This is a genomic window from uncultured Salinicola sp. (assembly GCF_937921195.1).
GTDB lineage: Bacteria > Pseudomonadota > Gammaproteobacteria > Pseudomonadales > Halomonadaceae > Salinicola.
Map to the genome: position 1 here is coordinate 1 of NZ_CALFQK010000073.1, position 24,139 is coordinate 24,139.

Genomic DNA, 24,139 nt, shown 5'->3' on the forward strand with positions numbered 1-24,139 from the left:
ACCCGGTGCGTCTGCTCGGTGAACGTCCCCAGCAGCATCTCGTTGGTCTCCGGCACGGTCGGCATCTGGCCGGTGATGAAGACCAGATCGCCGACCCTGCAGGCGTGGGAGAACGGTGCGATCGGCTGCGGAGCGCCCGAGACGAAAAGCTTTTCGATACCCATCCGATTTTCTCCTCAATGCCCCAGAATCTGGCTGAGAAACAGCTGGGTACGCTCCGAGCGCGGGTTGTTGAAGAACTCGGTCGGTGGCGCCTCCTCGATGATCTGTCCCTGGTCCATGAAGATCACCCGGTCGGCAACGGTCTTGGCGAAGCCCATCTCGTGGGTCACGCAGAGCATGGTCATCCCCTCGTGGGCCAACTCGATCATGACGTCGAGCACTTCCTTGATCATCTCCGGATCGAGTGCCGAGGTCGGTTCGTCGAACAGCATCACCTCGGGACGCATGCAGAGCGCCCGGGCGATCGCCACGCGCTGCTGCTGGCCGCCCGAGAGCTGTCCGGGATACTTCAGCGCCTGATCGGCGATCTGGACGCGCTCGAGATATTCCATGGCGCTCTTTTCCGCCTCGGCACGGGGCTTCTTCTGCACCCAGATCTGGGACAGGCAGCAGTTTTCGAGCACCGTCAGGTGCGGAAACAGGTTGAAGTGCTGGAAGACCATGCCGACATTGCGGCGAATCTGCTCGATCCGCTTGACGTCGTTGGTCATCGGCACGCCGTTGACCACGATCGAACCCTGCTGATGCTCTTCCAGGTGATTGATGCAGCGGATCATCGTCGATTTGCCCGAGCCCGAGGGGCCACAGATGACGATGCGCTCGCCCCGGGTCACGGTCAGGTTGATGTCGCGCAGTACGTGGAAGCTGCCGTACCACTTGTTGAGATGATCGATTTCGATCATCGGTCCGTCGCTGCCGGGTGCGGTTGTTTCAGTCGCTGTCGCTTCGCTCATGGCAATGATTTCCTGATGACGATCTTGTTGTGTGTGGGCACGAGTGGCGGAAGTCCTGTCGCGCTCACCGTTTATGTCCGGTATTGAGACGACGCTCGATGTACTGGCTGTAACGGGACATGCTGAAGCAGAAGATCCAGAAAACCGCTGCCGCGAACACATAGCCCTCGGTGGAGAAACCGAGCCAGTTGGAGTCGGTCAGGCCGGCGCGAATGATCGCCAGCAGATCGAACAGCCCGATGATCAGCACCAGCGAGGTGTCCTTGAACAGCGCGATGAAGGTGTTGACGATGCCCGGAATGACCATCTTCAGCGCCTGCGGCAGAATGATCAGCCCCATGCGCTGCCAATAGCTCAACCCCAGGGCCTGCCCCGCCTCGTTCTGCCCCTTGCCGATCGCCTGCAGCCCGCTGCGGATCACCTCCGCCATGTAGGCGCTCCAGAAGAACATGATCCCGATCAGCGCCCGCAACAACTTGTCGAAATCCAGTTCGCCCGGCACGAACAGCGGCAGCATGACAGAGGCCATGAACAGGACCGTGATCAGCGGCACCCCCCGCCAGAACTCGATGAAGATCACGCAGACGCCCTTGACGAAGGGCATCTTCGAGCGCCGCCCCAGTGCCAGGATGATACCCAGCGGCAGCGAGCCAACGATGCCCACCACGGCGATCGTCAGCGTCAGCATCAACCCGCCCCAGGCACGAGTCGGCACGTATTCGAGTCCGAACGAGCCCCCCACCAGCAGGAAGAAGGCGATGATCGGGAACACGACCAGCGTGAACAGCGCGACCCACTTCTTGCGTGGCATTCGTGGGACCGCCAGCCAGGCCACCAGGATCGCCAGCAGCGCGAAGACGATATCGACTCGCCAGCGCGCCGCCTCGGGGTAGAAGCCGTAGATGATGGACTCGAAGCGAGCCGAGATGAACACCCAGCAGGCGCCCTCGCCGGTACAGGCGTCGCGGGTGGTGCCGATCCAGTCGGCGTCGATCACCGCCCACTCCAGGAATGGCCAGACCAGTCGCGCCAGCAGCAGGATGACCACGATCGAAACGATGCTGTTGATCGGGCCGTTGAACAGGTTGGCCCGGAACCAGCCGAGCACGCCCCGGCTCTGGTCGGGCGCCTCGCGCGCCTCGATCATTTGGGTGCGGAAGGTAGAGTCAGTCGTCATCTCAACGCTCCTTCAGCAGCGTGCGCGCATTGTAGAGGTTCATCAGGAACGACACCGTCAGGCTGATGACCAGATAGACCGCCATGGTCATGGCGATGATCTCGATCGCCTGCCCCGTCTGGTTCAGCGTGGTGCCGGCAAAGACGGCAACGAGGTCCGGGTAGCCGATCGCCGTGGCCAGCGAGGAGTTCTTGATCAGGTTGAGATACTGGCTGGTCATCTGCGGAACGATGACCCGCATCGCCTGGGGGATGACGATCTTGCGCAGGGTGATGGTCTCCGGCAGGCTCAGCGAGCGCGCCGCCTCGGTCTGGCCATGGGAGACCGACAGAATGCCCGAACGCACGATCTCGGCGATGAAGGCCGCGGTGTAGATCGACAGCGCCAGCCACAGCGCCAGCAGCTCCGGCAGGATATTGATCCCGCCGCGGAAGTTGAAACCGGTCAATTCCGGCAGCGTCCAGTCGAGCGGCGACCCGGTGGCGAGGAAGACGATCAGCGGCAGGCCGATGACGACAGTCGCGCCGATCCAGTAGACCGGCAGCGCCTGGCCGGTTCTCGCCTGGCGCCGCTTGGCGAACAGGCCGAACAGGAAGACGGCGACGACGGCGATCAATAGCGCCCAGGGCGTCGCGGAGAAGCCCTCGAGCGGCTGCGGATCGGGCATCACCATGCCGCGCACGTTGAAGAAGAAGGCATCGAACAGCGACAGGCTCTGTCGCGGCGATGGCAGCGCCCGCAGCACGGCGTAGTACCAGAACAGGATCTGGACCAGCAGCGGGATATTGCGGAAAGCCTCGACGTAGATCGTCGCCAGACGCGCCAGCAGCCAGTTGGGCGACAGACGGGCAATGCCGACCAGGAAGCCGATGATCGTCGCCGCCACGATCCCCAGTGCCGATACCAGCAGCGTGTTGAGCAGACCGATGACGAACGTTTTGCCGTAGGTGCTATCGCTGGTGTAGTCGATCAGCGTCTGCGGAATCGAGAAACCGGCTCGCCCTTCGAGAAAGCCGAAACCCGTCTGAATACCGCGGGCCTCGAGGTTGACCAGCGTGTTGTGGACCAGATAACCGATGAAAACCGCCAGGACCAGGAACAGCACGGCCTGAACGATCAGGGCGCGGATGGCGGGATTCCGCCACAGGGGGCCCCGCCCCCGTCGCGGCAGGGTAGTGGATGGACGCAGCATGAGTTGTCTCTACTCGAGCGTTGAGAAACACCGCACCCCGGCGCTCAGACCGAAGGGGCGCGGTGTCGAGAGGACGAGTTGACGCTCAGCGAACCGGCGGGGCGTACTGGATGCCGCCGTCGTTCCACAGCGCGTTGATGCCACGTTCGAGCTTCATCGGAGAATCCATGCCGACGGTACGCTCGAAGACTTCGCCGTAGTTGCCCACCATCTTGACGATGTTGTAGGCCCAATCGTTGCTGATGCCCATCTGCTCGCCGAAGGTGCCGTCCTTGCCCAGCAGGCGCGCCACGTCCGGGTTCGGCGGGTTGTCGCGCATCTGGTCGACGTTGTCGCTGGTCACGCCGAGCTCTTCGGCGTCGAGCATCGCGAACAGCGTCCACTTGACGATGTTGAACCACTGGTCGTCACCCTGGCGAACGACCGGGCCCAGCGGCTCCTTGGAAATGCGCTCGGGCAGAATCACCACGCCGTCGGGATCCGCCAGTTGCAGACGCAGCGCGGCCAGCTGCGACGAATCGGAGGTCAGCACGTCGCAACGTCCGCTGTCGAAACCCTGAGCGGTCTGGTCGGAGGTATCGAACGCGACCTGCTGGAACTGCATGTCATGGGCCTTGAAGTAGTCGGCCATGTTCAGCTCGGTGGTGGTCCCCGCCTGGACGCAGATGGAGGCTCCATCGAGCTCGGTGGCACTCTCGATGCCCAGGTCCTTGCGGACCAGGAAGCCCTGACCGTCATAGAAATTGACGCCAGTGAAGTTCAGACCCAGGGAGTTGTCGCGCGTGGCGGTCCAGGTGGTGTTGCGGGACAGCACGTCGACTTCGCCGGACTGCAGGGCGGTGAAGCGCTCCTTGGCGGTGAGCGGAGAGAACACCACCTTCTCCGGATCGCCGAGAACGGCAGCGGCAACGGCGCGGCAGACCTCGACATCGATGCCGGTCCACTTGCCGTTTTCATCGGGTGAGGAGAAGCCGGTCAGACCCGTGCTGACGCCACAGGTGAATTCGCCGCTGCTTTTGACATCATCCAAAGTGGCAGCCTGAGCAGGGGTCACGGCAGCCGCGGCAAGCAGGGCGGCTGGCAGTACGATCAGGCTTTTGTTGTTGTGGCGCATATGGAATCAACTCCCTCGCGTTATCATTTGAGTGCATGCCGGAACATGCCAGATGAAATTAGCAAAGTTCGTTCCACTTTCGCGCCAAGGGCCGTAAAACCCTGTTTCAACGCTATCCTAGCGCCGTCGCCTACGAGCACATCGGGTCCGCCCGGCATCCGGAGCCGACGCAGTGACAACAAATTGTTTCAAAACAGTGCTTAAATAACACAGCCGCACCATGATGGTGCCCGCTCACGAGCCCCTTCCGGCGCGAATGGCCATCAAGGCATCGCGAAGCGATCTTCGACTATGGTTGAATCCCGCGACCGCGTCGGCACCACATCCCGGCCATGGACAGTCCCAACAGGGCGACGCTGGCCCCGAGCGAGTTGGCGAGGATATCGGCCCAGTCGCCGCCTTGACGTCCCGGCACCCACAGCTGCAGGTACTCGACGACGACGCTGAACGCGACCGCCGCCAGCCAGGCCAGCAGCCAGCGGCACCCCGCGACACGCAGCCCGGTCGCCAGGCCGGCGTAGGCGATGAAGTGATTGAACTTGTCCCAGGGCAGGTGCTGCGGCAAGTCCCCCGCGGGACTCAGGCTCCCCCAGGCGATCCCGGCGGCCCACACCAGCGTCAGCAGCGCCGCGGCGGTGCGCCGGATACGCGGCGACATGCTCTTGCCCCACTCGCGGCGGCGTCGCATTTCGCTCACGGCGCGTCCGCCAGTTCGGCAGGCAACCCGCAGCGACGACAGAGCCCGGCAGGCAGACGATCCACCCAGCGTGGGTGATCCTCGAGGCGCGGGGCGCCCAGCGATGAGAGCCGATGTCGGTGGTCGCCGATGAAACGGTAGCCCCCATCGCGCAGGGGACGCGGGATCCAGCGCAGCCACTCGAGCTGCCGCCACCCGCCCCGCAACCGGGTGGCCAGACGCCAGGCGGCGTCGCTGTTGCGGCTGGGCGCGCCGTCGACGAAAACCCAGATGCTGTCGGACCGCGCGAAGTCGATCCGGAAATGCTCGCCGAGCCGGCGCGAGACCGCCCCCTTCAGCCCGGAGATGCGCAGTCGGCTGTCCGGGCGCTCGCGAGCCAGCAGCCAGCGTACCGAGCGCCGGCAGAACGGGCAGTCGGCATCGAACAGCAGCAGGCCGTCCCCGGCCTCGCCGCCGGTGGACTCAGCGATGATAGGCGGGGCTGAGCTCATGCAGGGCGTCCATGAACGCGGTGACGTGATCCGGATCGGTGAACTGGCTGATGCCGTGTCCCAGGTTGAAGACGTGGCCCTCGCCCGGACCGAAGCTCTCGAGGATGCGGGCGACCTCCTCGCGGATTCGCGACGGCGGCGCGAACAGCACGTTGGGGTCGAGATTGCCCTGCAACGCCACACGGTCGCCGACGCGCCGGCGGGCGTCGCTCAGCTCGGTGGTCCAGTCCAGGCCCACCGCGTCACAGCCGCTGTCGGCGATCGACTCGAGCCACTGCCCGCCGTTCTTGGTGAACAGGATCACCGGCACGCGGCGGCCGTCGTGATCCCGGATCAGGCCATCGACGATGCGCTGCATGTAGGCCAGGGAGAATTCGCGGTACGCGGGCGTCGACAGGGCGCCCCCCCAGGTATCGAAGATCTGCACCACCTGGGCACCGGCTCGGATCTGGGCGTTGAGATAGTCGGTCACTGCCGTGGCCAGTACGCCCAGCAAGGCATGGAGCGTGTCGGGATCGCCGTAGAGCATCGCCTTGAGATGGCGGAAATCCTTGCTGGAGCCGCCTTCGACCATGTAGGTCGCCAGTGTCCAGGGACTGCCGGAGAAGCCGATCAGCGGTACGCGGCCGTTGAGCTCGCGACGGATCGTGGCGACGGCGTTCATCACGTAGTCGAGATCGCTCTCGGCCGACGGCGCGCTCAGGGCAGCCACGTCGGCAGCGGAGCGCACCGTCTTGCGGAACTTGGGCCCTTCGCCGGTCTCGAAATAGAGCCCGAGCCCCATGGCGTCCGGGATGGTCAGGATATCCGAGAACAGAATCGCCGCGTCCAGCGGATAACGTTCGAGAGGCTGGAGCGTCACTTCGCAGGCCAGCTCGGCGTTGCGACACAGATCCATGAAACTGCCGGCGTGGGCCCGGGTCTGGCGATACTCCGGCAGGTAGCGGCCCGCCTGTCGCATCATCCAGACCGGCGTGCGGTCCACCGGTTGGCGGGCCAGCGCCCGCAGCAGGCGGTCGTTATGCAGCGCAGGCGGCTGGACATCGTCGGAAAGCGCCTGCGACGGGAGATCACGGGACAGAGTCATGACGGCCTTTTGCGTTCGAGATTTGCCGGCATTGTAACGGATCGGCCGCCAGGCCTGTTATAATGCCGCCCTTTTAATTGCCCGGCGCTCTCGGCCGGCATTCGACGCCGGAGCCCCTCCCAATCGCGAGGTCATCGTGACGATCCGCTTCATCGCCGCATCGCAACTACCCACCCCCTGGGCGACGTTCATGCTGCACGGCTTCCAGGAAGAGGCCACCGGCAAGGAGCACGTCGTGCTCACCCTTGGCGACGTCACCACGCCGACACCGGTCCTTGCGCGGGTGCACTCCGAATGCCTGACCGGCGACGCCCTGTTCTCGATGCGCTGCGACTGCGGCTATCAGCTCCAGGAAGCGCTCAAGCGGATCGCCGACGAGGGGCGCGGCGCCCTGCTCTATCTGCGCCAGGAAGGCCGCGGTATCGGCCTGCTCAACAAGATCCGTGCCTATGCGCTGCAGGACGATGGCGCCGACACCGTCGAAGCCAACGAGCGCCTGGGTTTCGGTGCCGACCAGCGCCGCTACGATATCTGCGTGCCGATGCTGGAACACCTTGGCATCCGGTCGCTGCGGCTGATGACCAACAACCCGCGCAAGGTCGAGGCGCTGAGCCAGGATGGCGTCGAGATCCACGAACGCCTGCCGATCACCACCGGTCGCAATCCGTTCAACGAGCACTACCTGACCACCAAGGTCGGCAAGCTCGATCACATGATGGATCTCGACGATTTCACGCCCGCCAGCGACGTGGATATCGAGCGCGACGCCTGAGCGAGCGCTCCTCGCGGCCGGACTTCTTACCGGCGTCACATCGGCGTCATCATGGCCGCACGGACTGAACCCCGATGTCTCGATTCAGTCACAGAAGACAGCTTTCCGAATTCTGCCGCCGTGGCGGCAGCCGCCTCGATTGCAGTGAGGTTTCGAAAATCATGTCAGATCTGCCGCCAGAACCCTCCAGTCACCCTGAATCCGGCGAGTTCACCCGCCTCGAGGAGTGGCTGCACAGCATCAGCCACGGCATCGGCGCGGCACTGAGTCTCGTCGGCATGATCGTGTTGATCGTGCTCGCCAGCATCGCCGCCCACGTCGACCCCTGGAAGATCGTCAGCGTCTCGCTCTACGGCAGCTGCCTGCTGCTGCTCTACACCGCCTCGACCCTCTATCACGGCTTTCGCGGCCAGCGCCTGAAGCGCGTCTTCCAGGCCTTCGATCACTGCGCCATCTACCTGCTGATCGCCGGCACCTACACGCCATTCCTGCTGGTCAACCTGCGCGGGCCGATGGGCTGGGCGCTGTTCGCCGTCATCTGGAGCCTGGCGCTCGGGGGTATCGCGCTGCGTCTGATCTGGCCCCACCGGTTCGGCATACTGCGCGTGTTCATCTACCTGATCATGGGCTGGCTGATCCTGATCGCCTCCGACAGCCTCACCGCACAGCTATCCCCCACCGGCCTCGCCCTGCTGGTGGCTGGCGGCATCACCTACACCGTGGGCGTGATCTTCTACGCCATCCGGGCGATTCCGTTCCATCACGCGATCTGGCACCTGTTCGTGATCGGCGGCAGTGTCTGTCACTTCCTGGCCGTCTACACCGCGGTACTGCCGTTCGAGACCTGAGCCCGGTTGCCGGCGTCATCGCTCCAACCGCTGCGCCCCCTCGCCGTCGCCGCCCAGCACGTCGCCCGGGTTGCGCAGCGGACACTGCGACAGCGACAGACAGCCGCAACCGATGCAGCCGTCGAGCTGGTCGCGCAGCTGGGTGAGATGGGCGATGCGCGTATCCAGCGCCACCCGCCAGCGTTGCGACAACCGCCGCCAGTCCGCCGCCGTCGGCGTGCGCGAGTCGGGCAGCGCCGCCAGTGCTTCGCGGATCTCCGTCAGCGGTACCCCGGTGCGCTGGGCGATCTTGATCACGGCCACACGGCGCAATACGTCCCGGGTGTAACGCCGCTGATTACCGGCATTGCGCCAGCTTTGGATCAGCCCCTTGGTTTCGTAGAAGTGCAGCGTCGATACCGCCACGCCGCTGCGCCGGGCCACATCGCCGACGCTCAAAGCCTGTTTGGTGGCGGAGAGCGACCCCCTCCGCGGCATCTTCATCGTCATGTTCCGCGCTTGACCTCAAGCTTGCTTGAGGAATTAGAGTGCAGAAATTCCCATATCGCCGCAAGAGATCGCCGCCATGCCATCCGACACCTTCGATCCGAGCCCGAGCAGCGCTCGACCGCCGACGAGCGCCGCCAGCCGCCGAGGTCCTCCCGTCCGCGGCTGGCGCCAATCGATGACTCCGGGGTAACCGAACCGGCGTACAATCACGGCTTTACCGCCGCACCCGAGCGACTGATCGCCAGCGCTCGCGTGTCGTCACCCCGATCACGCAACAAGACTCCAGGATTGCCATGTTTCGCTGGTTCGAAAACCGCCTCGATCCCTTTCCGCCGCAGGAGCCCCAGCGCCCACCCGAGACTCTGGTCGCCTTCTGCCTCCACTACACCCGCGGTGCCTGGCCGTACCTGCTGACGGCGACGGCGCTGATGGCACTGATCGCCGGCATCGAGGTGTGGATGTTCGGCTTTCTCGGCAACATCGTCGACTGGCTTGCCGCCCAGGATCGCGAAACGTTCCTCGCCAATCAGGGCTGGAAACTGGCCGGCATGGCCTTCGTCGTACTGATCCTGCTGCCCGGCCTGGTGTGGCTGCACTCGCTGTTCCAGCAGCAGACGATGATGGGCAACTTCCCCATGCGCATCCGCTGGCAGGCGCATCGCTACCTGCTGCGCCAGTCGATGCATTTCTATCAGGACGAGTTCGCCGGACGCATCGCCACCAAGGTGATGCAGACCTCGCTGGCCGTGCGCGAATGCGTGATCAAGCTGTTCGACGTGCTCAACTACGTCAGCGTCTATTTCCTGGGCACGCTGCTGCTGGTGGGCAATGCCGACTGGCGCCTGGCGATGCCGCTGGTGGTGTGGCTGGCCGGCTACCTGGTGCTGCTGCGGGTGTTCGTGCCGATCATGGGCCGGGTGTCGAAATCCCAGGCCGACGCCCGTTCGCGCATGACGGGGCGCATCGTCGACAGCTACAGCAACATCCAGACCGTCAAGCTGTTTTCCCACGCCCAGCGGGAGGCCTCGTTCGCCAAGGAAGGCATGCACGGCTTCCTGGTCACCGTCTATCGCCAGATGCGGCTGGTGACAGGGCTCTACGGGATGCTCTACCTGCTCAATGCGCTACTGCTCTTCAGCGTCGGCTGGCTGTCCATCGCGCTGTGGCTGGGAGAAGCGATCAGCGTGGGCGCCGTCGCCGTGGCGCTGGGGCTGGTGATGCGGCTGTGGGGCATGTCGCAGTGGATCATGTGGGAAGTGTCGGGCCTGTTCGAGAACATCGGCACGGTCCAGGACGGCATGGCGACGCTGTCGCTGCCGCGCCAGATCGAGGACGCCCCCGAGGCTAGGCCGCTCGCCATCGATCGCGGCGAGATCGCGTTCGACCATATCCGCTTCCACTACGGCAAGGGCGGCGGCGTGATCGACGACCTGTCGCTGACCATCCGGCCCGGCGAGAAGATTGGCCTGATCGGCCCGAGCGGTGCCGGCAAGTCGACCCTGGTCAACCTGCTGTTGCGTTTTTTCGAGCTGGAAGGCGGCGCGATTCGCATCGATGGCCAGAACATCGCCGACGTGACCCAGGAGAGCCTGCGCGCACGGATCGGCATGGTGACGCAGGATACCTCGCTGCTGCACCGTTCGGTGCGCGACAATCTGCTCTACGGCCGCCCCGACGCCACCGACGAGATGGCATGGCAGGCGGCGAAGCAGGCCCATGTCTCGGACTTCATCGAGTCGCTGCGCGACGTCCACGGTCGCGAGGGCTTCGAGGCCCACGTCGGCGAGCGCGGGGTCAAGCTCTCCGGCGGCCAGCGCCAGCGTCTCGCCATCGCCCGGGTGATGCTCAAGGATGCCCCGATCCTGATCCTCGACGAAGCCACCTCGGCGCTGGACTCCGATGTCGAGGCGGCGATCCAGGAGAACCTCGACCAGCTGATGCAGGGCAAGACGGTGATCGCCATCGCTCATCGCCTCTCCACCATTGCGGCCATGGACCGCCTGGTGGTAATGGAGCGCGGACGCATCGTCGAACAGGGCAGCCATGCCGAATTGATTCGCCAGAACGGTCTCTACGCGCGGCTGTGGCGGCGTCAGTCGGGCGGCTTCCTGGAAGCGGAGGCCTCGCCGCCATCGACACAGGAGATTCGCTGAGCCGAGCGCCGCTGCGGATACCCGGGTTGCGGTCAGCCCCTTGAAGACGGCAGTCCCACCACCCCCTGCAGCGCCGAGTCGCTGCGGCCGGCGTCCGGGATCACGCTGAAAGTGCCGTCGGTCTCCAGCACCACGGCATGGACGCACTCGACGTCGGCGATACCGCTCTCGCGGATGGCCGCGCACACCTCGGCTTCGACGACACGCTCCCGGGTCATGGTCGCCTGCTGAAAACGCCCCCGGAAAAGCAGCAGCGTCGGTTGCGACTTGACCAGATTCTTGATCGCGCGGGAGCGCACCGAGGTGAACGTGATCGCGAACTGCAGCACGACGATCAGCAGAAAGGCGGTGATGCTTTGCGCCAGCGATACCTGCGTGGACACCAGTGCCGTCGACAGCGTCGAGCCCAGCGCGATGGTCACCACGAAATCGAAGGCGTTCCATTTCGACAGCGTACGCTTGCCGGAGAGCCGGATGATGGCGATCAGGACCAGATAGCTGATGACGCCGACGACGACCGTATGGGCGACCGGATGCATGAATAGACTCCTGACTGACGGAAAAGGAAGAGGAGAAGGCTGTCAGCGTAGACACCTCGTTGCCGACCAACCAATCCAAACCGGACTGCCCCTCTTCTTTCTCACGCAATAGACAGCGTTATGAGGCGCCGGCGATCGTCCCGCGATCTTCGCTCAATACCTGCCAGAACGTGTCAGCCGTCAAGTTTCGATTGCCCAGCCAGCGGACCAAAATGATCTCGAGATGTTCCGACGGCATATCCTGATAGAGGCGCACGAGACTGCCGTCCTCGATCGACGTGGCCACCATGCTGTGCGGCATACAGGCAATGCCGTGACCCATGGCGACCATCGGCTTGAGCGCTTCCGACACCGTGGCTTCGAATGCTCGTTTGAGCCGGTGCGGCTGCGGGTGACGACTGACTTGGTCGCGCGACAGGGCGTGCAACTGCGCGCTACGCGAGTAGGTCAGCCAGGGAATGGCGCTGTCCCCCGTCAGGCAATCAGCGGCCAGTGAGGGCGTTCCGACCCAATATAGCTCGTCGTGCCCCAGCGACAGCACTTCGAAATCCTCGCGCTGGAAATAGCGTTCGGACTCCTCGTCGCGATAGAACAGAATGAAATCGCAGCGCCCCGACATCAGCGCCATGTAATAGTTTTCGGTGGTCTTGTGGCCGGTATCGATCCGCGTATACAGCGGGTTACTGGCGCTGGTATAGCGGGAAATCCATTGCGGGAAGAAATTGCAGGCCAGCGTGTGCAAAGAGGCAAACGTCAACGGTCGATCTATGACCTTGACACTCTGCTCGCACTCCTTGGCCAGACGAACCAGTTCCAGGGCCGTGGGCAGCAGCGCATCGCCGGCGGCGGTCAGCCTCACCGGCGTGGACTGCCGATCGACCAGCGTCACGCCCAACTGCTTCTCGAGCAGCCGAATACGCCGACTCAGCGCGGACTGGGAGCAGTTCCGCAATTCCGCGGCGGCGGTGAACTTGCCAGTATCGGCGAGCGCCAGAAAATCGGCGTACCAGGCGACTTCCATATTAGGTTATTCAAATGTTCGATGGTGGATGCAACTTCCCGGATCAATCGCTGCTGTTCTCTCCTATCGATTCTACGTAACTTGACCCGGGAAGATAGCGCAAAAAACCGAAATCGTTCCAACGCCAAAAGCGCTTTCCCGGACACATTACAATCGAAAGGTTCGATCATGCATAACAAGAAATGCCTGACGGCGACTCTATCGCTCATCGGCCTGCTGGCCGGTCCCTGCATTGCCGGGGCGGCGCAGGCCGGTACGCTTCAGGACGTCCAGCAGCGTGGCTCCATTCGCTGTGGCGTCAGTAGCGACAAGGCCGGCTTCTCGTACCTCAGCGACGACGGTCACTGGAAAGGCATGGACGTGGACCTTTGCCGCGCCGTCGCCGCCGCGACGCTGGGAGACGCCAGCAAGGTCGAGTACGTCAGCACCTCGTCGAAGAACCGTTTCACCGCGATCTCCTCCGGAGAGATCGACATTCTGTCGCGCTCCACCACCTGGACCGCCTCGCGGGATGCCAATCTTGGCGCCGACTTCACCACGCCTTGGTTCTACGATGGCCAGGGTTTCATGACCCACGCCGAATTCGGCATCAGCAAGATCGAGGATCTCGACGGTGCCACTTTCTGTCTCTCCCCCGGCACCACCTCCGAGCAGAATCTCGCCGACTACTTCGGACGCAAGGGACTGAACTACAAATCGGTGGTGATCGAGAAGAGCAGCGAGCTATACAGCGCCTTCCAGAAAGGTCGCTGCGACGCTATCACCAACGACCTGACCGGTCTGGCGGCGCGGCGCACCCTGTTCGCCAACCCCGACGACTACACCATATTGCCGACCATCATATCCAAGGAGCCGTTGGGCGCCTACGTCTCCCAGGGTGACGCCCAGTGGCGCGACATCGTGACCTGGACCGCCTTCGCGCTGATGAACGCCGAAGAGCTCGGCGTGACCTCGGCCAACGTCGACCAGATGCGCGACGCCCCGGTCGCCGACAATCCCAAGATCGCCCGTCTGCTGGGCACCGACGGACACATCGGCGAACGCTTCGGTCTCGGCAACGACTGGGCCTACCAGGCGATCAAGCAGGTCGGCAACTATGGCGAGATCTTCGCCAACAACGTTGGCCCCGACACGCCGCTCAAATTCGAGCGTGGTCTCAATCGTCTGTGGACCGACGGGGGGCTGATCTACCCCGCGCCGATCCGCTGACCCCGACCGTGCCGCCCGCAGCGGGCGGCTTGGGATTTTTCCATGTTCGTGACTCGACGTCTGCAAAACGCTCGCGTGCTCAGCGCCGTGCAGCAGGGGGCCGTGCTGCTGCTGGTGGCGGCGGTCTTCTACTGGCTGATCCACGAGGCGAGCGTCAATCTCGATGCCAAGGGCATCGCTTCCGGGTTCGGTTTTCTCGCCGATCGCGCCGGCTACGACATCACCTTCCATCTGATCGACTACACGCCCAACGACACTTATTTCCGCGCCTATCTGGTGGGATTGCTCAATACCTTGCTGGTGTCGCTCATGAGCATCGCGCTGGCCACGTTGCTGGGTGTGCTGCTCGGCGTCTGCCGGGTCTCGGGCAACTGGCTGATCAGCCGCCTGAGCTATCTGCTGGTCGAGTTCCTGCGCAACGTCCCGCTGGTGGTCCATCTGATCTGGTGGTACAGCCTGGTGCTCGCCCTGCCCAGCGTGCGCCAGGCGATCGAGCTCTTCGACGTCGCCTTCCTCAGCAATCGCGGGCTGACCATCCCCTGGGCCAGCGACGGTTCGCTGGTCGGCTGGGGTCTGCTGTGGCTCTGCCTAGGGGGTCTGCTGGGTAGTCTGGCCATGGGGCGCTATCTCGCCCGTCAGCCCTGGAAGGGGCTGGGGCCGTCGCGCTGGCCGGCGATCCTCGGCGGCGCCATCGCCCTGCCGTTGCTGTGCTACCTGATCAGCGACGCCCACTGGAAGTGGGACGTACCGGTATCGCACGGCTTCAGCTTTGCCGGCGGCGTGGCGCTGACACCCGAACTGCTGGCGCTGTGGCTGGCGCTGTCGATCTACAGCTCGAGCTATATCGCCGAAATCGTGCGCGGGGCGATCCAGTCGGTGCCGCGCGGGCAGTACGAAGCCGCGGACGCCCTGGGTTTCCGTCCGCGCAAGGCGATGGCCAAGCTGATCATCCCGCAGGCGATCTATCCCATGATTCCGCAGGTCACCAGCACCTATCTCAACATCATCAAGAACTCCTCGCTCGGCGTCGTGGTGGGTTTCATGGAACTGGTCTCGTCGACCGGGGGCACCACGCTCAACCAGACCGGGCAAGCGATCGAGTGCATCGCACTGGTGATGGCGACCTACTGCGTCTTCAGCCTGGTGACATCCGCGCTGATGAATTTCTACAACCACCGTGTCGGCCTGCGCACGCATTGAGGTTTGTGACATGACGACAACGACGCTCTCCACGCCGACTTCATCGCAGACCCTACCGCCACGTGTGGCCAGCCGGGCCTGGCGTTGGGCACGGCGGCAGCTGTTCCCCTCTCCGCTGCAAGCATTACTGTCGCTGGCTACGCTCATCCTGAGCGGCTGGTTCGCCTACGTCGCACTCGACTGGCTGGTGTTCTCGGCCACCTTCGTCGGCACCAGCCAGGCCGACTGCACCGGCGATGGCGCCTGCTGGCTACCGATCACCCAGCGCCTGGGGCTGTTCGTCTACGGTTTCTACCCCGAGACCCAGCGCTGGCGGGTCGACATCGCCTTCGCCCTGGCCGCGGGGGTCTTTCCACTGCTCTACATCAAGCGTATCGACCGCCGCTGGACGCTGGCGTATCTGGTGCTGCTGCCGTTCGCGATGTGGTGGCTGCTGAAGGGCGGACCGGGCCTGCCGGACATCTCCTCGACGCGCTTCGCCGGCATCCTGGTGACGGTCTTCCTGGGCGTGGTGGGCATGGTCTTCGCGCTACCCATCGGCATCCTGCTCGCCCTCGGCCGCCGCTCTAAGAAGCCGGTCATTCGCGTGCTGAGCGTCCTCTACATCGAACTGATCCGCTCGGTTCCGGTGATCACGCTGCTGTTCATGGCCTCGCTGATGATCCAGCTGTTCCTGCCCTCGGGCTGGAACCTCGACATCCTACTGCGCGTGCTCGCAGTACTGGTGCTGTTCACCGCGGCCTACATGGCGGAAACGGTGCGCGGCGGCCTGCAGGGCATGCCAAAGGGCCAGTACGAAGCCGCTGCCGCGCTCGGGTTCTCCTACTGGAAGGCGATGGGGCTGATCATCCTGCCTCAGGTGCTGCGCAACACCATTCCGCCGCTACTGACCCAGTTCGTGGGGCTGTTCAAGGAGACCACGCTGGTGATGGTGGTGGGCGTGCTCGATGTCGTCGGTATCGCCATGAGTACCACCTCCGCCCCCGAGTGGATCGGCCGGGAGAACGAGGTCTATCTGTTCCTGGCCCTGTTCTTCTTCGCGATCTGCTTCGCACTGTCGCGCTACGCGCGCTATCTCGAACGCCAACTGGAGAAGAGTCGCCAATGAGCAAACCGACGCCAGTCGCGGCCGATTCCACGGTCGTGCGTATCGAACGTCTGAACAAGTGGTACGGCGACTATCATGCGCTGAAAGATATCTCGCTGACCGTCTCCACCGGCGAGCGCATCGTCGTCTGCGGGCCTTCCGGCTCGGGCAAGTCGACCCTGATCCGCTGCATCAACCAGCTCGAGAAGCATCAGCGGGGCACGATCGAGGTGCTCGGCGAGACCCTCGACGACAACATCAAGCGCCTGGAGCGAATCCGCCGCAGTGTCGGCATGTGCTTCCAGCACTTCAATCTGTTCCCGCATCTCACCGTGCTCGAGAACTGCACGCTGCCACAGACCGCCAACCTGCGCGTGCCCCAGGCAGAGGCCATCGAGCGGGCGCTGACGCTGCTCGACAAGGTGCAGATGCGTGATCACGCCAACAAGTATCCCGGCCAGCTCTCCGGCGGCCAGCAACAGCGGATCGCCATCGCCCGCGCGTTATGCATGCGCCCCCGTGTGATGCTGTTCGACGAGCCGACGTCGGCGCTCGATCCGGAAATGATCGCCGAGGTGCTCGAGGTCATGGTCGACCTGGCCCAGGAGGGCATGACCATGATCTGCGTGACGCACGAGATGGGCTTCGCCAAGAAGGTCGCCGACCGCGTGGTGTTCATGGATGGCGGCGAGGTCATCGAACAGGCACCGCCGGCCCGCTTCTTTCAATCCCCGGAATCGTCGCGTACCCGGCGCTTCCTCGACCAGATTCTCGACCATGGAGTTAGTGCATGAAGTCACCCATCGCCTTGGCCATTCACGGCGGCGCCGGCGTTCTCAAGCCCGGCCGTCTCAGCGAGCGGGAAGAAAACGATATCCACGCGTGGCTGCATCGCGCCATCGCCACCGGCCATCGTATCCTCGAAGCTGGCGGCAATTGCCTCGATGCGGTCGAGGCGTGCGTGGTCGAGCTCGAGCTCTGCCCCTGGTTCAACGCAGGCCTGGGGGCCGTCTTCACGCAAGCCGGTGAACACGAACTCGACGCCGCGATCATGCGCGGCAGCGACCGCAATGCCGGCGCCATCGCCGGCGCGCGCCACGTGCGCCATCCGATCTGCGGCGCGCGCCAGGTGATGGAGCACAGCGATCACGTGATGCTCGGCGGCCGAGGTGCCGACGACTTCCTGGCGTCCCGTGGCATGACACCGGTCGACAACGACTACTTCGATACGCCGCTACGCCGGCAACAGTGGGAGGAACATCGCCACTCGAACGGCGCCATGGCTCTGGAACCGACGCATGCAGAAGGCCACAAGTTCGGCACGGTCGGTGCCGTGGCGCTGGACAGCCACGGGCACGTCGCCGCCGCCACCTCGACCGGCGGCATCACCAATAAGCGTTACGGGCGGATCGGCGATACGCCGTTGATTGGTGCCGGCACCTGGGCGGACGATCGCTCCGCCGCGATTTCCGCCACCGGGCACGGCGAGTATTTCATTCGCACGGCGGTAGCCCACGATATCGCCGCGCGCATGCAGTATGGCGGCGCCGATCTGGCGACGGCCTGCGACGATGTAGTGCATGGCGAACTCAAGGCGATCGGTGGTGACGGTGGCGTCATCGCCGTTGCCCCTGACGGCGATACCCGCCTCGTCTTCAACACGCCGGGCATGTACCGTGCCTGGCGCGACGAGAACGGCGTCTTACACACCGCCATCTACGCCGATGACGATCGCCGGTATCTTTAAGCCCTCGCCACCTGCCGGGGCAGCCTCGAGCCTTCGTTACCGCGCCAGCCATCGTGTTCTTCAGCTCACCAGTTTCAGACCCACCACCGCCGAGACGATCATCCCCACGAAGGCGAGTCGCAGCGGACGCCGCGATTCGCCCCACAGCAGCATGCCCATCAGCGTGCTGCCGAGGGTGCCGATCCCGGTGAAGATGGCGTAGGCCACGCCCATGTCGATCGAGCGCATGGCGATCGACAGCAGGCCCAGCGAGCTGCCGAAACCGACGACGAGCAGCAGCATGCCGTGCAGGCGCTGGCCGCGATTGAGGCGGTCGAAGCCGGCGACGCCGACAATTTCGAAAGCGCCCGAGACCAGCAGCGCGATCCAGTGCAGTGTGGTCGGTTCCATCAGTCGCTCACCCGTTGCAATCCGATCACGCCAGCCAGCAACAGCGCGATGAAGGCCAATACCGGCCAGTGAAACGCCACCCCGAACAGCAGCCAGTCGGCGACGGCCGTGCCCGCCGCGCCCAGGCCGACGAAGACCGTATAGACGGTGCTGGTGGGCATGTAGCGCACCGCCCGCGAAGCGAGCCACAGGCTGGTGACCGCCAGCATGACGGTGAGCAGCCAGTCAGGCACGCTTTCGGCATGCTTCAGGCCGGCTGCCCAGCCGACCTCGGCCAGGCCGGCCAGCGGCAGGATGATCCATTGCGGTCGCATCATGACTTGCACCACTCGGCAAAGAATGACTAACTAACGGTCGTTAGTTTATTTCGCCCTACCAAACTTGGCAAGCTACGCCCTCAATCCCACTGGAAGACGACCTCTTGAACACCCGCGACCGCCTCAAGCAGATCGGCCTCTCGCTATTCGCCCGCCACGGCTACGAAGCCACGACACTGGCGCAGATCGCCTCTGCTGCGGGCATCAAGAAGCCCTCGATCTACAACCACTTCGACAGCAAGGCAGCGCTGTTCCTGGAGCTGTCCCGCGATGCCGACGACGACATGATCGCGCTGATCGACGCCAGCCTGGCCGAGATGGCGGACGCCCCGTTCGAGCAGCGGCTGCGACACCTGCTGCAGCAGTGCGCCACCTTCGCCTATCGCGAGCATCAGGGCGTTTTCTACAAGCGCTTTCTGCTGTTTCCTCCCCACGATCTCGTCGCCGAGGCCGAGGCGATTACCGAACAGGGCGAGTCACGAATCGACCGGCGCCTGCTCGCCTTCGTCGAGGCAGGGCACCGAGCCGGCGCCCTGCGCGAGACACTGGCCGACGATCACTTCATCGCCGCCTTCTACTGCGTCATCGACGGGCTGCTGTCGGAAACCTTCATGTACGAAAGGCCGGAACTGGAACGCCGGTTCGAAGGCGTCTGGTCGGTATTCTGGACGGGCGTGAAGGCAGGCTGATCAGCCTTCGTCGGGCTTGCGATAAGCCTGATAGCAGTGCTGGTTGCGCTCGAGAGCGATCAACGAGTGGGTGTCGAGGCCGGGAATGTCGGCGATTTCCAGTCCATTCAGCGCGGCGATGGTGTGGGGCGGGCAGTCGTTACGCGGCGGTATGTCATTCCAGCCCAGCAGCAACAGGCCGCCGGGCCTGAGGCAGGTCACGGCGCCGGCAAACGCCGCTTCCACCGCGTCGGGCTCGTCCAGCCCCCACCCCAGCACACCGTTGCAGATGACCGCATCGAGGCTGTCTGCCGCGACATGCTCGGTGATGTCGGTCATGTTGGCCACGATATGCGGGTCACCGCCAAAAGCCGCCTTGGCAGGATCGATCTCCATGGTCATGACCCGCTTGCGCGGCAGCAGCCCAGGATAGTGGCGGGTATACCAGGCACATCCGACGAGCAGCAGCGACTCCACTGCCGGGTCGCGGTCGAGCGCGGGCAACACCACGTCCTCGAGCAGTCGGCGGTCGCCGTAGCGGTAACGCAGTATCCATCCACTCTTGTCGATCGTGCCCAGCATTCGGGCGGCGGTGCGGTAGAGATCGGCCTTCGCTGGCATCCAGTCACGTCCTTGTCGTGGCAGTCTCGGCGTTCGAGCCTCTATCTAAGCCTGTTAGCTGCCACGAGACAATAGCGACCGGGGTCGTTGCGAGACGGTTTCAGCCCGCGCGCTGCTCCCGCGTCTTCTTGATCAGATCGTAGGCGTTGCTGATCTCGCTGGTGCGCTCCTTGGCCATCTCGCGCATGCTCTCGGGCAAGCCTTTGCCGGCCAGCTTGTCGGGATGGTTCTCGCTCATCAGCTTGCGATAGGCGCGCTTGAGCTCGGCATCGGAGGCGTCCTCGGAGAGGCCCAGCACGCGGTAGGCGTCTTCCAGCGACTGGCCGCTGCTCGCCCCGCCGGCTCCCTGATGGGCGCCGCCGCGCAACATCGCCTCGATCTGCTGGATCTCCGCTTCGGAGAAGCCGAGGCCCCGGGCCACGCGAAGCAGCATGTCGTGCTCGGCGGGGTGCATCTGGCCGTCGGCGGCGATCGCCGCCAGTTGCACCTGCAGGAACACCTGCAGCAGCGCGCGCTGGCCGCCGGTGACGCGCCGGACCGTCTCCACCTCGGCGTCGAGGTCGAACTCCGGCGACTTGCCGCGATTGAAGGCCGCCTTGGCCCGCTCGCGCATCTCCCCGCTCAGATTGAGGCGATCGAACAGCATCTCCGCCGTGCGGATCTCGTCCTGGGTGATATGGCCGTCGACCTTGCACACGCAACCCATCACCGCGAAGGTCGACTCCAGGAACTGATGCTGGATGTTGACGACGCGCCCCACCAGCGAGCTGCGCAGCTTGCGGCTGATCCACCAGCCGATAGCGGCACCGATCAGAAGGCCCGGCAACTTGCCGAAGAGATAGCCGATGACGGCGCCGATCAGAATGGCAATTGACATGAAAGTCCTATCGGTCGTTGTTGGTGTTCAAGCGTTGACGGATGGCGGCCTCGATTCCCGTGGCGTCCAGGCCGCAATCGCGCAGTAGCTCGGCGGGCTTGCCATGTTCGACGAAGGCATCGGGAATCCCCAGGTTGAGCACCTGAACCTCGACGCCTTCCGCTGCCAGCAGTTCGTTGACACCGCTACCCGCGCCGCCGGCCACCACGTTCTCCTCCAGCGTCACCAGCAGATCGTGATCCCGTGCGGCGGCCAGGATCGCCTCCCGATCCAGCGGCTTCACCGAGCGCATGTTGAGGTGCGTCGCGTCGAGATGCTCGGCCACCTCGGCCGCCGGCGTATTGAGGCTGCCGAAGGCCAATAGCGCAACGCGCTTCTCCGGCGCGGCCGATTCACGGCGCAGCTCGGACTTGCCGATCGGCACCCGAGCTGCCAGATCCGCCGGAATCTCGCTGCCGGGCCCGGTCCCGCGTGGATAGCGCACGGCGGCAGGACCCTCGTGATGATAGGCGGTCGACAGCATCGCCCGGCACTCGGCCTCGTCCGCCGGCGCCAGAATGATCATGCCCGGCACGCAGCGCAGATAGGAGAGATCCAGTGCCCCATGGTGCGTCGGGCCGTCCTCGCCGACGAGACCGGCGCGATCGATGGCAAAGGTCACATCGAGATGCTGGACGGCGACATCGTGAATCAGCTGGTCGTAGCCGCGCTGCAGGAAGGTCGAGTAGATCGCGACCACCGGCTTCATCGCCTCGCAGGCCATGCCGGCCGCCAGCGTCACCGCATGCTGCTCGGCGATCGCCACGTCGTAGTAACGCTCGGGATAGGTCTGCGAGAAGCGGATCAGGTCCGAGCCCTCGCGCATGGCCGGAGTGATCCCGATCAACCTTTGATCCTCGGCCGCCATGTCACACAGCCAGTCGCCGAAGACGTTGCAGTACTTGCGCGGCTTCGGGCGCAATGAATCGTCGGACTTGGGTTTCGAACGCGGTTTCGGCTCCGCTGTCGATCCCGCTGCGCTCGTCGCGGCAGTCGGCGGCGTGGTGGCGTCCACTTCCGGTAGCCTCGGTGGCGCCTTTTCCAGCTTGGTGATCGCATGGAAGCCGATCGGGTCGGCTTCCGCCGGCCGAAAGCCACGCCCCTTGCGGGTACGAATATGCAGGAACTGCGGGCCGTCAAGATCGCGCACGGCTTCCAGCGCCTGATTCAGCGCCGCCAGATCGTGACCGTCGATGGGGCCGAGATAGTTGAAGCCCATCTCCTCGAACAGCGTCGCCGGGCTGATCATGCCCTTGACGTGCTCTTCGGTGCGCCGCGCGAACTCGAGCGCCCCGGGCAGGTGCGAGAGTACCCGCTTGCCGTTCTCGCGCATGGCGGCATAAGGCTTGCTGGTCAGAATCCGGGTCAAATAACTCGCCATGCCACCGACGTTTTCCGAGATCGACATCTCGTTGTCGTTGAGCACGACCAGCAGGTTGGCGTTGACGTGGCCGGCGTGGGCCAGCGCCTCGAACGCCATCCCGGCCGTCAGGGCGCCGTCGCCGATCACCGCGCAGACGCGACGCTTCTCGCCCTTGGTCCGGGCGCTCAGCGCCATGCCCAGCGCCGCCGAGATCGAGGTGCTCGAGTGACCGACGCCGAAGGTATCGAACGGCGACTCTTCGCGCCGCGGAAACGCCGCCAGGCCGCCATACTGGCGAATGCTCGCCAGCGCCTCGCGACGCCCGGTCAGGATCTTGTGCGGATAGGCCTGATGGCCGACATCCCACAGCAAGCGATCGTGAGGCGTTTCCAGCGCGCGGTGCAGCGCCACGGTCAATTCGACGACGCCGAGACCGGCACCGAAATGGCCGCCACTGCAGCCTACGCTGTACAGCAGGTAGGCGCGCAGCTCGTCGGCGACCTGCCGCTGTTGGGTCAGCGACAGCGTGCGCAGGCCCGCCGGCGACTCGAGGGTGTCGAGCAGCGGGGTGAATGGGCGCCGAGTGGGGATTTCATCGAACAGCTTCATAAAATGTCGTTACCGGGTCAGTGATCGCGATCGATCATGAAACGGGCCAGAGCCGCCAGTGGCAGGCCTGCCTCGCCCAGCGGCTGCAGGGCCTCGAGCGCCTCGTCGAGCAGGTCGAGCGCGCGGTCACGGGCCTGCGCGACACCGAGAAGAGCAGGATAGGTCGGTTTGTCGCGGCGCGCGTCGGCGCCGGAGGTCTTGCCCAGCGTCCGGGTGTCGCCGGTGACGTCGAGAACGTCGTCGTGAATCTGGAACGCCAGCCCCATCGCCGCGGCGTAGCGGTCCAGCGCCGCGACTCTGGGATCGGACTCCTCGACCGCGACCAGCGCCCCCAGGCGCACGGCGGCACGGATCAACGCCCCGGTCTTGTGCTGGTGCATCATTTGCAGTGCCGCAAGATCCATCGGCGCGCCGACGGCACCGAGATCGATCGCCTGCCCCGCAGCCATGCCATCCCGGCCGGCGGCCTGGGCGAGCGTGGTGACCAGGGCCGCCAGACGCGGATGCGGCCTGGAGGCGAGCGCCTCGAACGCCAGCGTCTGCAGCGCGTCGCCGGCCAGAATGGCCAGCGGCTCGTCGAAGGCGCGATGGACCGTCGGCCGGCCGCGACGAAGGTCGTCGTCGTCCATCGCCGGCAGATCGTCGTGAACCAGCGAATAGGCATGGATCATCTCGATCGCCGCCGCCGGCGCATCCAGCGCGTCGTCCTCGGCCCCGAGCGCGCGGCCGGCGAGATAGACCAGCACCGGACGCAGCCGCTTGCCGGTCCCCAGTACGCTGTACCGGAGAGCATCGTCGAGGGTGGCGCAACTGCCGTTCTGGCGATTGAGCCAGCCGGTCAAGACGTGCTCGCTGCGCGACCGCGCCGCGTCGATACCCGCCGCGACACCGGGGTGATCAGCGCTCATCGTCGGGCTCCCGGGTCTCGAACGGCACCGACTGCAGGCTGCCGTCGCCCTGTTCGAGCAGGGCCTGGACCTTGAGTTCGGCGCTGTCGAGGCGGTGCTGGGCATCCCGTGTCAGGCGGATGCCGCGCTCGAAGGCGCTCAGCGAAGCCTCCAGCGTCAGTTCGCCGGATTCGAGTTGAGCCACGAGCGTCTCAAGCCGATCCAGTGTCGCGGCAAAGTCCTTGGGGTCGTCCTGGGAAACGTCCTTGTCAGCCATCTTGTCGGGCATGGGGCTCTCGTGTCATCGCTCGCGGCCATCCCAATGATGCCGGGAGCTCTCATCGAGGCGCGAACGTCCGGATAACGCCACGCCAGTTCGGAAACGGCTTGCCAGTATACACCGCCGCCCGGGGGGGACGTCTGCCCCCGGCGGCAAATCCGGCACGGCGCCCTCGTGGCCGCCCGTTCAGGGCTGGGCGACGCACCTGGCGGATGCACTCGCTTCACGTTGAAGCCGCGTCATTTTCATCCTGCCCTGCGGTGCCTGTGTTAAGCTATGCGCCCGCTGGCGCCGCCGAGGCGGGGGCTC

At 64.8% G+C, this 24,139-nt stretch carries 27 protein-coding genes; 9 read left to right on the plus strand and 18 right to left on the minus strand.

Annotated features, from left to right (window positions below; genetic code table 11):
• From Q0602_RS06220 to hemE, 8 genes are all read right to left on the minus strand, one after another.
• Positions 1-164: Rid family hydrolase (locus tag Q0602_RS06220; protein WP_298840444.1), on the minus strand; the 164-nt coding region annotated here is incomplete at its 3' end.
• Positions 165-176: 12 nt separating this feature from the next.
• Positions 177-956, minus strand: a complete 780-nt coding sequence (locus Q0602_RS06225) for an amino acid ABC transporter ATP-binding protein (RefSeq protein WP_298840407.1) — start codon at positions 954-956, stop codon at positions 177-179.
• 64 nt (positions 957-1,020) lie between these two features.
• Positions 1,021-2,133: an amino acid ABC transporter permease gene (locus tag Q0602_RS06230; protein ID WP_298840408.1), complete on the minus strand. Its 1,113-nt coding sequence runs from the start codon at positions 2,131-2,133 to the stop codon at positions 1,021-1,023.
• A gap of 1 nt (position 2,134) precedes the next feature.
• The gene (locus Q0602_RS06235) at positions 2,135-3,325 is read right to left on the minus strand and encodes an amino acid ABC transporter permease (RefSeq protein ID WP_295036230.1); all 1,191 of its coding nucleotides are present in this window, start codon (positions 3,323-3,325) and stop codon (positions 2,135-2,137) included.
• An 85-nt stretch (positions 3,326-3,410) separates the two neighbouring features.
• Entirely contained in the window at positions 3,411-4,439 is a 1,029-nt protein-coding gene (locus tag Q0602_RS06240) for an amino acid ABC transporter substrate-binding protein (RefSeq protein ID WP_295036229.1), read from the minus strand.
• A 289-nt stretch (positions 4,440-4,728) separates the two neighbouring features.
• Positions 4,729-5,127: a VanZ family protein gene (locus Q0602_RS06245; RefSeq protein ID WP_298840448.1), complete on the minus strand. Its 399-nt coding sequence runs from the start codon at positions 5,125-5,127 to the stop codon at positions 4,729-4,731.
• 5 nt (positions 5,128-5,132) lie between these two features.
• Positions 5,133-5,627 carry a thiol-disulfide oxidoreductase DCC family protein gene (locus Q0602_RS06250; RefSeq protein WP_298840410.1) on the minus strand — a complete coding sequence of 165 codons (495 nt, stop codon included), beginning with the start codon at positions 5,625-5,627 and terminating at the stop codon, positions 5,133-5,135.
• Positions 5,599-6,714 (minus strand): uroporphyrinogen decarboxylase, encoded by a 1,116-nt coding sequence (gene hemE, locus Q0602_RS06255; RefSeq protein WP_298840414.1) that lies wholly within the window; start codon positions 6,712-6,714, stop codon positions 5,599-5,601. Before hemE ends, Q0602_RS06250 begins: the two co-directional genes overlap by 29 nt.
• A 136-nt stretch (positions 6,715-6,850) precedes the next feature.
• Between hemE and ribA the strand changes: the two genes are divergently transcribed.
• Both ribA and Q0602_RS06265 read left to right on the plus strand, forming a co-directional pair.
• A complete protein-coding gene (ribA, locus tag Q0602_RS06260; protein ID WP_149436218.1) occupies positions 6,851-7,486 on the plus strand; it encodes a GTP cyclohydrolase II in 636 nt (211 codons plus the stop codon).
• 161 nt (positions 7,487-7,647) lie between these two features.
• Positions 7,648-8,334, plus strand: a complete 687-nt coding sequence (locus tag Q0602_RS06265; protein ID WP_295036226.1) for a hemolysin III family protein — start codon at positions 7,648-7,650, stop codon at positions 8,332-8,334.
• 15 nt (positions 8,335-8,349) lie between these two features.
• On the opposite strand, the gene soxR is transcribed toward Q0602_RS06265, so the two are convergent.
• The gene (soxR, locus tag Q0602_RS06270; RefSeq protein WP_367276926.1) at positions 8,350-8,817 is read right to left on the minus strand and encodes a redox-sensitive transcriptional activator SoxR; all 468 of its coding nucleotides are present in this window, start codon (positions 8,815-8,817) and stop codon (positions 8,350-8,352) included.
• A 299-nt stretch (positions 8,818-9,116) separates the two neighbouring features.
• Between soxR and Q0602_RS06275 the strand changes: the two genes are divergently transcribed.
• Complete coding sequence (locus Q0602_RS06275; protein WP_298840416.1) at positions 9,117-10,976, plus strand: ABC transporter ATP-binding protein; 1,860 nt, start codon at positions 9,117-9,119, stop codon at positions 10,974-10,976.
• A 32-nt stretch (positions 10,977-11,008) separates the two neighbouring features.
• Here Q0602_RS06275 and Q0602_RS06280 read toward each other — a convergent pair whose 3' ends face one another.
• Together Q0602_RS06280 and Q0602_RS06285 are read right to left on the minus strand one after the other, a co-directional pair.
• Positions 11,009-11,515, minus strand: coding sequence for a DUF421 domain-containing protein (locus Q0602_RS06280; protein WP_298840418.1), 507 nt, complete (start codon positions 11,513-11,515; stop codon positions 11,009-11,011).
• Between the two features lie 118 nt (positions 11,516-11,633).
• Positions 11,634-12,536: a LysR family transcriptional regulator gene (locus Q0602_RS06285; RefSeq protein ID WP_298840420.1), complete on the minus strand. Its 903-nt coding sequence runs from the start codon at positions 12,534-12,536 to the stop codon at positions 11,634-11,636.
• Between the two features lie 168 nt (positions 12,537-12,704).
• Between Q0602_RS06285 and Q0602_RS06290 the strand changes: the two genes are divergently transcribed.
• The 5 genes from Q0602_RS06290 to Q0602_RS06310 are packed head-to-tail and all read left to right on the plus strand — an operon-like array spanning position 12,705 to position 17,779.
• A complete protein-coding gene (locus Q0602_RS06290; protein ID WP_106418889.1) occupies positions 12,705-13,745 on the plus strand; it encodes an amino acid ABC transporter substrate-binding protein in 1,041 nt (346 codons plus the stop codon).
• A 42-nt stretch (positions 13,746-13,787) separates the two neighbouring features.
• The gene (locus Q0602_RS06295) at positions 13,788-14,945 is read left to right on the plus strand and encodes an ABC transporter permease subunit (RefSeq protein WP_298840425.1); all 1,158 of its coding nucleotides are present in this window, start codon (positions 13,788-13,790) and stop codon (positions 14,943-14,945) included.
• A 10-nt stretch (positions 14,946-14,955) separates the two neighbouring features.
• Positions 14,956-16,053, plus strand: coding sequence for an amino acid ABC transporter permease (locus tag Q0602_RS06300; protein WP_298840426.1), 1,098 nt, complete (start codon positions 14,956-14,958; stop codon positions 16,051-16,053).
• A complete protein-coding gene (locus Q0602_RS06305) occupies positions 16,050-16,826 on the plus strand; it encodes an amino acid ABC transporter ATP-binding protein (RefSeq protein WP_298840427.1) in 777 nt (258 codons plus the stop codon). The genes Q0602_RS06300 and Q0602_RS06305 overlap by 4 nt, the downstream gene beginning before the upstream one ends.
• Positions 16,823-17,779 (plus strand): isoaspartyl peptidase/L-asparaginase family protein, encoded by a 957-nt coding sequence (locus Q0602_RS06310; RefSeq protein WP_298840428.1) that lies wholly within the window; start codon positions 16,823-16,825, stop codon positions 17,777-17,779. Before Q0602_RS06305 ends, Q0602_RS06310 begins: the two co-directional genes overlap by 4 nt.
• Before the next feature lie 60 nt (positions 17,780-17,839).
• On the opposite strand, the gene Q0602_RS06315 is transcribed toward Q0602_RS06310, so the two are convergent.
• Both Q0602_RS06315 and Q0602_RS06320 read right to left on the minus strand, forming a co-directional pair.
• Positions 17,840-18,169 (minus strand): multidrug efflux SMR transporter, encoded by a 330-nt coding sequence (locus Q0602_RS06315; RefSeq protein WP_298840430.1) that lies wholly within the window; start codon positions 18,167-18,169, stop codon positions 17,840-17,842.
• On the minus strand, positions 18,169-18,486 hold the full coding sequence (locus tag Q0602_RS06320) for a multidrug efflux SMR transporter (RefSeq protein WP_295036222.1): 318 nt from the start codon (positions 18,484-18,486) through the stop codon (positions 18,169-18,171). Before Q0602_RS06320 ends, Q0602_RS06315 begins: the two co-directional genes overlap by 1 nt.
• Positions 18,487-18,590: 104 nt before the next feature.
• Between Q0602_RS06320 and Q0602_RS06325 the strand changes: the two genes are divergently transcribed.
• On the plus strand, positions 18,591-19,175 hold the full coding sequence (locus Q0602_RS06325) for a TetR/AcrR family transcriptional regulator (RefSeq protein ID WP_298840433.1): 585 nt from the start codon (positions 18,591-18,593) through the stop codon (positions 19,173-19,175).
• On the opposite strand, the gene Q0602_RS06330 is transcribed toward Q0602_RS06325, so the two are convergent.
• The 5 genes from Q0602_RS06330 to Q0602_RS06350 form a co-directional block, all read right to left on the minus strand.
• The gene (locus Q0602_RS06330) at positions 19,176-19,775 is read right to left on the minus strand and encodes a methyltransferase domain-containing protein (protein ID WP_295036220.1); all 600 of its coding nucleotides are present in this window, start codon (positions 19,773-19,775) and stop codon (positions 19,176-19,178) included.
• Between the two features lie 100 nt (positions 19,776-19,875).
• Positions 19,876-20,652 carry a co-chaperone DjlA gene (gene djlA / locus Q0602_RS06335; protein WP_298840436.1) on the minus strand — a complete coding sequence of 259 codons (777 nt, stop codon included), beginning with the start codon at positions 20,650-20,652 and terminating at the stop codon, positions 19,876-19,878.
• Positions 20,653-20,659: 7 nt separating this feature from the next.
• The gene (locus Q0602_RS06340; protein WP_298840439.1) at positions 20,660-22,663 is read right to left on the minus strand and encodes a 1-deoxy-D-xylulose-5-phosphate synthase; all 2,004 of its coding nucleotides are present in this window, start codon (positions 22,661-22,663) and stop codon (positions 20,660-20,662) included.
• A gap of 17 nt (positions 22,664-22,680) precedes the next feature.
• Complete coding sequence (locus tag Q0602_RS06345) at positions 22,681-23,571, minus strand: farnesyl diphosphate synthase (RefSeq protein WP_295036217.1); 891 nt, start codon at positions 23,569-23,571, stop codon at positions 22,681-22,683.
• Complete coding sequence (locus Q0602_RS06350) at positions 23,561-23,839, minus strand: exodeoxyribonuclease VII small subunit (RefSeq protein ID WP_295036216.1); 279 nt, start codon at positions 23,837-23,839, stop codon at positions 23,561-23,563. The genes Q0602_RS06345 and Q0602_RS06350 overlap by 11 nt, the downstream gene beginning before the upstream one ends.
• Positions 23,840-24,139 lie beyond the last annotated feature (300 nt).